This is a genomic window from Neorhizobium sp. BT27B (assembly GCF_050455485.1).
Lineage (GTDB): Bacteria > Pseudomonadota > Alphaproteobacteria > Rhizobiales > Rhizobiaceae > Neorhizobium.
Map to the genome: position 1 here is coordinate 1 of NZ_JBCIYT010000030.1, position 8,632 is coordinate 8,632.

General features: G+C 57.8%; 12 protein-coding genes. 3 read left to right on the forward strand and 9 right to left on the reverse strand.

Translation table 11 applies throughout. From position 1 onward, the window contains the following. The coding region (locus AAIH70_RS30745) for a LysR substrate-binding domain-containing protein (protein ID WP_430038126.1) at window positions 1–312 on the forward strand (312 nt) is incomplete at its 5' end. Window positions 313–314: 2 nt separating this feature from the next. Here the strand turns inward: AAIH70_RS30745 and AAIH70_RS30750 are convergent. From AAIH70_RS30750 to AAIH70_RS30790, 9 genes are all read right to left on the reverse strand, one after another. After that, window positions 315–716: a helix-turn-helix transcriptional regulator gene (locus AAIH70_RS30750; RefSeq protein WP_245519443.1), complete on the reverse strand. Its 402-nt coding sequence runs from the start codon at window positions 714–716 to the stop codon at window positions 315–317. Window positions 717–881: 165 nt separating this feature from the next. Then, window positions 882–1,778, reverse strand: a complete 897-nt coding sequence (locus AAIH70_RS30755; RefSeq protein WP_165932193.1) for a DMT family transporter — start codon at window positions 1,776–1,778, stop codon at window positions 882–884. A 110-nt stretch (window positions 1,779–1,888) separates the two neighbouring features. Next, window positions 1,889–2,221 (reverse strand): hypothetical protein, encoded by a 333-nt coding sequence (locus AAIH70_RS30760; RefSeq protein ID WP_132281854.1) that lies wholly within the window; start codon window positions 2,219–2,221, stop codon window positions 1,889–1,891. Between the two features lie 10 nt (window positions 2,222–2,231). Continuing rightward, the gene (locus AAIH70_RS30765; protein ID WP_132281856.1) at window positions 2,232–3,113 is read right to left on the reverse strand and encodes an NAD(P)-dependent oxidoreductase; all 882 of its coding nucleotides are present in this window, start codon (window positions 3,111–3,113) and stop codon (window positions 2,232–2,234) included. 57 nt (window positions 3,114–3,170) lie between these two features. After that, window positions 3,171–3,902: an amino acid ABC transporter ATP-binding protein gene (locus AAIH70_RS30770; protein ID WP_132281858.1), complete on the reverse strand. Its 732-nt coding sequence runs from the start codon at window positions 3,900–3,902 to the stop codon at window positions 3,171–3,173. A gap of 55 nt (window positions 3,903–3,957) precedes the next feature. Further along, complete coding sequence (locus tag AAIH70_RS30775; protein ID WP_165932194.1) at window positions 3,958–4,749, reverse strand: transporter substrate-binding domain-containing protein; 792 nt, start codon at window positions 4,747–4,749, stop codon at window positions 3,958–3,960. 65 nt (window positions 4,750–4,814) lie between these two features. Then, window positions 4,815–5,471, reverse strand: coding sequence for an amino acid ABC transporter permease (locus AAIH70_RS30780; RefSeq protein ID WP_132281860.1), 657 nt, complete (start codon window positions 5,469–5,471; stop codon window positions 4,815–4,817). A gap of 1 nt (window position 5,472) precedes the next feature. Beyond that, the gene (locus AAIH70_RS30785; RefSeq protein ID WP_132281862.1) at window positions 5,473–6,159 is read right to left on the reverse strand and encodes an amino acid ABC transporter permease; all 687 of its coding nucleotides are present in this window, start codon (window positions 6,157–6,159) and stop codon (window positions 5,473–5,475) included. A 34-nt stretch (window positions 6,160–6,193) separates the two neighbouring features. Continuing rightward, window positions 6,194–6,826, reverse strand: a complete 633-nt coding sequence (locus AAIH70_RS30790; protein WP_430038133.1) for an HD domain-containing protein — start codon at window positions 6,824–6,826, stop codon at window positions 6,194–6,196. Window positions 6,827–6,936: 110 nt separating this feature from the next. On the opposite strand from AAIH70_RS30790, the gene AAIH70_RS30795 reads away from it, so the two are divergent. Together AAIH70_RS30795 and AAIH70_RS30800 are read left to right on the forward strand one after the other, a co-directional pair. Next, window positions 6,937–7,836: a LysR family transcriptional regulator gene (locus tag AAIH70_RS30795; protein WP_132281866.1), complete on the forward strand. Its 900-nt coding sequence runs from the start codon at window positions 6,937–6,939 to the stop codon at window positions 7,834–7,836. Between the two features lie 426 nt (window positions 7,837–8,262). Beyond that, entirely contained in the window at window positions 8,263–8,604 is a 342-nt protein-coding gene (locus AAIH70_RS30800) for a hypothetical protein (protein ID WP_430038136.1), read from the forward strand. The last annotated feature ends 28 nt before the right edge of the window (window positions 8,605–8,632 follow it).

The window sequence follows — 8,632 nt, forward strand, 5'->3', positions numbered from 1 at the left end:
TTGGGGCAGCAGAACCTCAAGCGCGAGGTTGCTGTCTCCGTCACACACTTCCTATCGGTTCCCGAGATGGTCGCGGTCACCGATTATTGCGCAACATTGCCGCGCATGATCTGCCGCAGCCTCGAACGCGACCCGCGGCTAAACGTCGTCGAAGCACCTGTCGATCTTGGAACATTCCCGGTCGAAATGGCTTGGCATGTGCGATATCGTCACGATCCAGCTCATCGATGGCTCAGAGGTGTCGTGAGCAACCTCGCAAAAGACTTGGTAGGAGTTCTCCCGGGGCGAGACATTCGTCCATCACGCGAATGAGACTACTGCAGATGCCCATGGCTGTTTCGCCACTTACGGGGGCTCATTTTCTCCCAACTCTTGAATGAGCGGTAGAAAGAGCTCGCATCGTCGAAACCGAGCATAAATGCCACCTCTTCGACGGAAATCGACACGTCCAGCAGGAGTGTCCTCCCCAGTTCCTTCCTTGCTTCGTCGAGCAGCGCCCGAAAAGTTGTCCCCTCGTCGCTGATACGTCGTTGTAAGGTCCTTTCGCTCAGCCCGAGCTCCTTAGCGACATCGGCGATATCTGGGCAACCGCTGGATAAGCGCCGCTTTAAAATACCTTTGATGTGTTCGGTTACACTGCCACGCATCTCTATTTCTGCCAACGCGGCGGTGAGCGCCGGTGTCAGTATCGAAAGCATTTCAGGATTGTACCCCACGAAAGGTAGGTCCAAATCCGCTGACTTCAGAAGAAGTTTGTCGCGGTCAGCCCCGAAACATCACTTGGAGGCTAGGTCACTCTCAGCGGTCTCGTGCGCGCAAGAATGTCCAATCATTTTGAAGCATCCGAACCTGTGGTTTCGTTGACCAGCCTCGGCTACAAACTAACGCCTTCCAGAAACCATGATGACAGCCCCCGACGCCAAAATGACGATCGCTCCTATGATCGTATGAAGGTCGGGCAGTTCCGCGAACATGACAAAGCCTGCGACGAGCGCCCAGCAAAGCTGCGTATAGCCAAGCGGCGCCAGCGTACTGGCGGGCGCATAACGGTGAGCGGTCACGAGCAGAAAATGACCAAGCCCGCCGATGATGCCGACGAGGACCATCGCTATCCAGCCACCGATATCTTCTGGCCATTGCCACACGCCGACAATGGCAAAGCTGAGCACGATGGCCGGCAAGGCAACGGAAACGATGTTCAGGCTGAGCATCGAATCCGTCAGCAGCAGGCGCTTTGTAAGAAGGACATAGACCGCATAGGTCATGACGTTTCCGACGGCGTAGAGGGCAGAAAACTTGAACACGTCGCCACCGGGCTGGATGACAAGCATCGCTCCGAAAAGCCCCAGACCAAGTCCAATTCCGACGATCGGGCGAAAACGCTCACGAAACAGCACGATCGACAGCGCGGTGATGACCACCGGTCCCAACATGATGATGGCCTGGTTTTCGACCAGCCCGAGATTGCGCAAGGCGAGAAAGTTGAAGGCGGTGGATCCGAGCAGGCAGGCGGCACGCAGGGCCTGAAGCCCGGGCTGATGGATACCCCAGCGGCGCGGATCGACGCTTGGCCGAAAAAGTGCGAATGCCGTCAGGCAGCCAAACGCGTAACGTGCCCAGACCACCTGAAGCACCGGCAGGTGCCGGCCCGCATATTTGGCCGCAGGGTCGATCAATGCGATGAGCATCACGGCCAACAGCATAAGCAGCACACCCTTGCGGACATGTGACACCGGCACCGCAGGCGAACCAGCCTCGGCTGAAGACATGTCCGACATGGATATCCTATCGTGAGAGCCGCGCGATAATGGCAGCGGCATGGAAATCTGATTGTGCCTCCGCCAGATGATCCAAGCAGGAGATCCACCGGCGGAGGCACGAGGGCCCATCAGCCCAGGTCGTGCGCCGTCACTTCCGTGATGCGGTGATAGACAGAGCCCTCAAACATTTCGAGAAGGCGCTTGGTTTCTTCGCGCGAATGAAATCGCGCATCACATGCCATTGCCCGCTCCAGCGCCGCCCGATCGGGGTATGTAATGGACAGGAGCAAAGGCATTTCCGGTGCCCCCTCATCCCGTTCGAGCTCACGCGAGACGGTGACGCGAACCGCGCCGTCGAACTTTGTCCAAAGCGGCGTCAGCACATCGGCAACGAAAGCGAAGAATTCCTCTTCCCGGCCTTGGTGGATTGCACCGACGAATTCGGCATATCTGATCAGCATTTTTTTCCTTTCAGCCTCTCGGGCCATCGTAAAATCGCATGAGGGCCGCGTTGTCCGCCGCACCATGTCCGGCCGCGACCAGAAACCGGTGGATTTCCATGCAGAGCGCGGTCATCGGCATGACCGTTCCGGTATGGCGTGCAAGCGATTGAACGGCATCGAGATCCTTGACCATGTTGTCGATCCGGCCGGTTGGCGAATAATCGTTGCGCGCCATCTTGGCCATGAACTCCTGCAGGATGGCGCTGTCGGCACGTCCTCCGCTGAGCGCTGCCGGAATGCGTTGCGCATCGACGCCTGCATCAATGGCAAGCTTGGTGGCTTCGGCCACGGCCACGAAATGCAGTCCGCAGAGAACCTGATTGATCAACTTGGTGGTCTGGCCTGCGCCGCTTGGCCCCATCAGGGTCAGGTTTTCGCACAGTTGATCGAGCACGATACTGGCGGCGGCGAAATCCTGCGGATCGCCGCCCGCCATCACCGTCAGCTTGCCGACAAGCGCTTTCGGCGCCCCGCCGGACAAAGGTGCATCCACCCACCGCAAACCGAGATAACCGGCATCGGCACACAGCTTCCGGGTTGCGATCGGATCGATGGACGACATGTCGATAATGACGGTACCGCGGGCGGCGCCCTGTGCCACTCCGCCAGTGCCGAAGACCGCCTCTCGAACGATCGCAGCGGAGTTCAGGCTGAGGATCACGGATCCGGCCGCGCGCACCGCCTCCGCGGCGGAAGACGCGCCGGTCGCCCCCTTGGCGACAAGTGCCGCCAATTTTGCCGGATCAAGATCGTAGGCGACCAGATCGTTGCCGGTCTCCAGCAGGCGGGTTGCGATAGCGGTTCCCATCACGCCGCATCCGATCAGTGCGATCGTCTGTTGTTTCGACACAATAATATCCTCCCCGTCGAATGACGGTCAAAAAAGTCCAGGTCAATTTGGTTGGGTTCAGCCGATTTCGGAGCGAAGGAAGGCGGCCAGTTCCGGCGTCTTCGGATTTGCGAAAAATTCGGCTGACGGGCCTTCTTCGTGAATGATGCCGTCTTTCATGAAGATGGTGCGGTTGGCCACACGCCGGGCAAAACCCATCTCGTGAGTGACGAGCAGCATCGTCATGCCCTGCCTGGCGAGGTTTTCGATGACGGCGAGCACTTCGCCCGTGAGTTCCGGATCCAGTGCGGACGTGACTTCATCGAAAAGCAGCACCTTCGGCTGCATGGCAAGCGACCGGGCAATGGCGATGCGCTGTTGCTGACCGCCTGAAAGCATGTCCGGATAGGTATCGAAACGGTCCCCAAGCCCGACCATCGTGAGGCAGCGCAACGCTTCCTCGCGAGCTGCCGCCTTGCTCTCTCCCTTCACCTGGACGGGCGCGAGCATGATGTTTTCGCCGGCGGTCAGATGCGGAAAGAGATTGTAGCTCTGGAAGACGATGCCAACATCGCGCCGCAGCTTGCGCAGGGCTGCCGGGTTCCGTGACATGGCATGTCCGGCGACGCTGATGTCGCCACCATCGACTGTCTCAAGTCCGTTCAGGCAACGCAGAAACGTGCTCTTGCCGGAGCCGCTCCGGCCGATCAGGGCAACAACTTCGCCACCGCGAACATCGAGGGAGACCCCCTTGAGGACCTCAAGCGGACCAAAGCTTTTTCGGATATTGTTTGCAACTACGACAGACATCTCAACCTCTCGGCAAGGACGCGGGACGGAGGAGCCGCCCCGCGGGTAGTAAAGATTAGAACGAGGGCAGTGCGGGCATGGGCGCTTTCATCCACTTTTCGTAGATCTTGCCGAGTTCGCCGCTCTGATTGTGTACGAACAGAACCGTGTTCAGCCAGTGCAGCAGATCCGGGTCTCCGCGTCGCATGCCAACGCCGTAGAAGCTCTGGAGATAGGTGACCTTTTCCTCGAACTTGCTGTCAGGATAACGCTGCTGAAGCTGGGCGGCGATGTAGTTGACGGTGCCGATCGCATCGACCTGACCGGCAACCAGCGCATTGAGCGTCGTGCTGTCATCGTCGAAACGGACGAGTTCCATCCCGTCGATCTTGGCAGCCGAAAGGATTTTCTCATGTGCCGTGCCGCGCGGAACGCCGACGCGCTTTCCCTTCAGGTCTTCAAGCGATTTGATCTCGGTGCCTTCAGGCGCAATGATGACCGACTTGTGCCCGCCATAGGGATTGGAGAATGCCACGGAAAGAGCACGCTCGGTGTAGATGCCGAAGCTGGCGACGACAAAATCGACCTTGCCGGTCTGAAGCGACGGAATACGGCTCTGCCCGGTGACCGGAACAAGTTCCAGTTCCACGCCGAGATCCTTGGCCAGAAGCTTGGCGACGTCCACATCGAGACCGTCGGGCTGCATCTGTTCGTTGGTGATGCCGAAAGGCGGTACGGACAGATCGACACCGATCGTCACCTTCTTTTTGGCGATGATATCATCGAGCGAGGCGGCCGAGGCGACCGTGCTCGATCCGAAAGCGATTGCCAGGCCGACCAGCGGCATCAGCAGGGATTTGAAAGTCATGTTGATCCTCTCAGTTTTCATGTTCCGGTTGGTTGAACGACCTTCTGCGTGTCGCTGGTGATTTTTCAGGCGCGCGATCCACGACGGGCAGCACGGCGCTCGAGCCACAGGCTGATTTGCGTGAGCGGGAAGCAGAGCGCGAAATACAGTGCCGCGACGGCGAGAAAGGTCTTCAGCGGCTCGAATGTGGCATTGCTGACGAGCTGTCCGGCACGGGTGATTTCCACAAAGCCGATGATCGAAGCGATCGAGGTTTGCTTGATGACCTGGACAAGGAAGCCAACCGTCGAGGGCAGCGCCAACCTGATTGCCTGCGGCGCAATGACGAAACGCAGCGTCTTGTAGGGCGTCATCGCCAGTGCGTCGGCGCTTTCCCACTGCGCTTTCGGGATTGCACGCAGGGCACTTTCCCAGATGGCGCCGAGGAATGCGCTGGAGTTGATGGTCAACGCTATGGCGGCGGCGGCGATCGCGCTGACTTCCAGCCCGAACAGTGAGGGCGCGTAGTAACAGACGAACATGAGGATCAGGAGCGGCAGTCCCTGGACGAACTGCATGTAACCCGAAGTAATCACCCGCAACAGCCGTCTTGACGATATCCGCAGCAGCGCAAGGCAAATGCCGACCACACCGCCACCGACGAATGCGATTGCCGTCAGCGTGATCGTCCACTGCAGCGCATAAACGATGAAGAGGAACTCGTTGGTACCGAAGGTGCGCATGTCAGGTCCTCCGGAGAAGCGTGCGGCGGGAACGGGTGAAGATGATCAGTCCAGCGGCATTCAGCAGGGCGCGGAATACGAAGTTCAGCGAGACATAGATCGCAGCGATGACCAGATAGACTTCCATCGTGCGGAAGGTTTCGGAACTCGCGATCATCGCGGCCCCTGTCAGGTCTTCCACGCCGATGGCCGAAACGAGGCTCGTCGACAGCATCAGCAAGACGCATTGCGACACGACGGGGCTGAACACTTTTTCGAGCGCCGGCGGCAGGATGACGAAGCGCAGCGTCTGGAAATAGCTGAGACCGAGACTTTCGGCCGCCTCGAACTGGCTGCGGTGGGTCGACTGGATGCCGCCCCGGACGATCTCGGCAATGTAGCCGCCGTTATTGAGCATCAGCGCAATGAGAACGGAATTCATCGGCGACATGCGGATGCCGATATTCGGCAGACCGAAGAAGATCACGAAGATCTGCACCAGAAGCGGCGTGTTGCGCATCACCTCGACATAGCAGCGTACCAGAAAGCGCGGCAGCCGCGAGGGCAAGGTCGATGCGACGGCACACGCCACACCGATCATGAAGCCGCCGAAGATGCCCAGGAACGACAGCACCAGGGTCAGCCACAACCCGTTCAGGAGCTGCGGCAGATAGGCAACCAGCGGACCGAATTGGAAAGTATAGTTCATGGCAACCTCGGCGTTCTCACTCCAGTTCCGTCGCTTATTCGAGGCCTAGCGGTCGAACCCGGATGTTTTTGCCGGCAAAAGCGATGGTGTCCGCATGGCAAAGATCGAGCGCTGCCGCGACATGCCACCATGTATGGTCGGCCTGACGGATGATGAAGCATTCGGTGCTGTGGCCGATATGGCTGAATTCCATCGCGTGGCCCATGCAGATATGTCCGACTTCGTCTGGCAATCCAACGGACAGGCAGACATGCGCACCGTAAGCGGAATGACGGAATGTCGGGTCGCCATACCGGTCCCCGCGTTCCTCGGAACGCTTCAGTTTCTCGGGATCGAATTCCCAGGTCTTGCCGATGTCATGGCAGAGGCCGCCTGCAAGAATGATATCGCGGTCGACCTTCGCTTCCGGATAGGTGGCCTTGAATTCCTCGTAGATCGCAAGCGCCAGCCGCGTCACGCCGCGCAGGTGAGCGTCCTGCGTGCCACGCTTCAGAGAAAAGATGTTCGGGCTGCCTTCACCGGAAATGTCCGTCACGCGATCGAATGAGGAGCGCTCCAGCGCAAACACCCATGCGTCGATGACCTTCTCGCGCAGTTCAGCCGACTGAATGTCCGCGATTTCCGGCAGGTCTTCAAGGATGTGCTCACGCGAGATGGATTTGTACATTTTTTCAACACCGACAATTAATGCTTATAAAGTGAGCTTATTGACGATTGCCCTCAAAATCCAATCAGGATAATCCGTGCTATCGATAGAATTTTTCTATGCAGGTTCCCATGGCACTCAGTTTTTCGGCGGTAGAGTCCTTCTACTGGGTTTCGCAACTTCGAAGTTTCAATGCCGCGGCAGACAAACTCAATGTCACGCAGCCAACCGTTTCCTACCGCATCAAGGAACTGGAGGAGCAGCTGGGCGTGGCTCTCTTCGTGCGACAGAAACGTCAGCTGCTTTTGACTAGCGAAGGCGAGGCTCTCAAGCATTACGCCGAGGCGATGATCGGCATCGCGCGCGACATAGAATCCAACATCAAGACCAGAAACACCCGGCTGCCTACCTTGAGAGTTGGCGTGATGGACAGCTTTGCGGCGACCTGCCTTCCGGCATTGCTCGATGAACTCGACAGCCGGTTTTCCGGAACGCGCGTCGCCGCCACCATAGACAATAGCCACAACCTCGCGCGCCAGCTTTCCGAGGGTATCCTAGATGTAGCAGTTCTCTCCACCCCGCCTTCTCATGAGAATGTAGCCCTCGAACTGCTGGGCCGACAAACGGTGGAATGGGTCGCCAGTCCAAAACTCATCGGCACCAACGAATTTGTTTCCGACAGCGACCTTCTTAATTTGAGGATCTTCTCAACCCCCGCACCGTCGAACATTCACTCGCTGACGACGAATGCATTGGGCGGCAATAGCAGCTTTGGCCTCAGGCTGAACCTGTGCAACAGCATTAGCGCTATCCTCACGCTTGTCGAGGCTGGGACCGGGCTGAGCATTCTCCCTGCCCGCATGGTGCAGGAGCAGGTGAAGAATAAAACGCTGCAGATCCTGAAAACCCAATCACGCCTGCCAAAACAGGACGTCTTCATCGGGACCAACAAGGGTGCCGTCGTCCGGGCGCTACCGCAAGTGATCCAAATGGTTAGGAAGGTGACAGTGGATGCGGCTTTCTGCGGATAGATAAGCGCCTGGAATTGAAAAGCTCATGAAACGATACGAACGGCCGACCTGTGCTGGAGACTCATGAACCGCCTGAAAAAAAATTAAGCGCCAGCGCCCACGGTTTCTCTGTCAATCGCCCAGACGCGGCCTCCAAATCGGATGATTTCGCGCCGGCTTGGAAAGTGTGCCCGTTGTCGAATATTGTTGCGCTGGGCACGTTTCCAGGTGGCCTACCAAAATAGTCATCGGTCTCAGCTCCCCGAGGACCGTGGGCCGCACCCGCTGTCGGGATGATGATCGTCTGGTTGGCCGAGCTGCCCAAGCGATGGCTCGCAACAAAATTTCGATGTGTGAAAATGACCTAACCAGCGGCGTGCAAGTAATACTTGCTAATTGGTAGAAAATACGCTCCACTTATAGGTGTAAAACAGTGGGGGGCGGGTGATGTCTGTTCAAAGCTTTACGCATGCTGCGGCTACGCTGCTAAATATCTCTAACATTCAGGGCGATATTCTGGTCGGACTTCAGAAAGACGCCGAAAAATTCCTATTCTTTACGATCACGGACGTGCCAGCTTTCAAAGCTCGGCTTCCAATGCTGGCAGCACTCGTGACCTCCACCAAGTCGGTAATGGACCGAGAGCAAGACATCAAAGCAGAGAAGGCCTCGGGTTCCGGTACGCGGCTCGACCTGCGCGGTCTCAATCTGGGCTTTACCGCTCCAGGCCTCGACAAGCTGCTAGGCAGTGTCCCCATAAACCGGGTTCATTTTATTGGCGGTGTGTGATTCAATCTCCTTGAAAGGAGATTGCCAT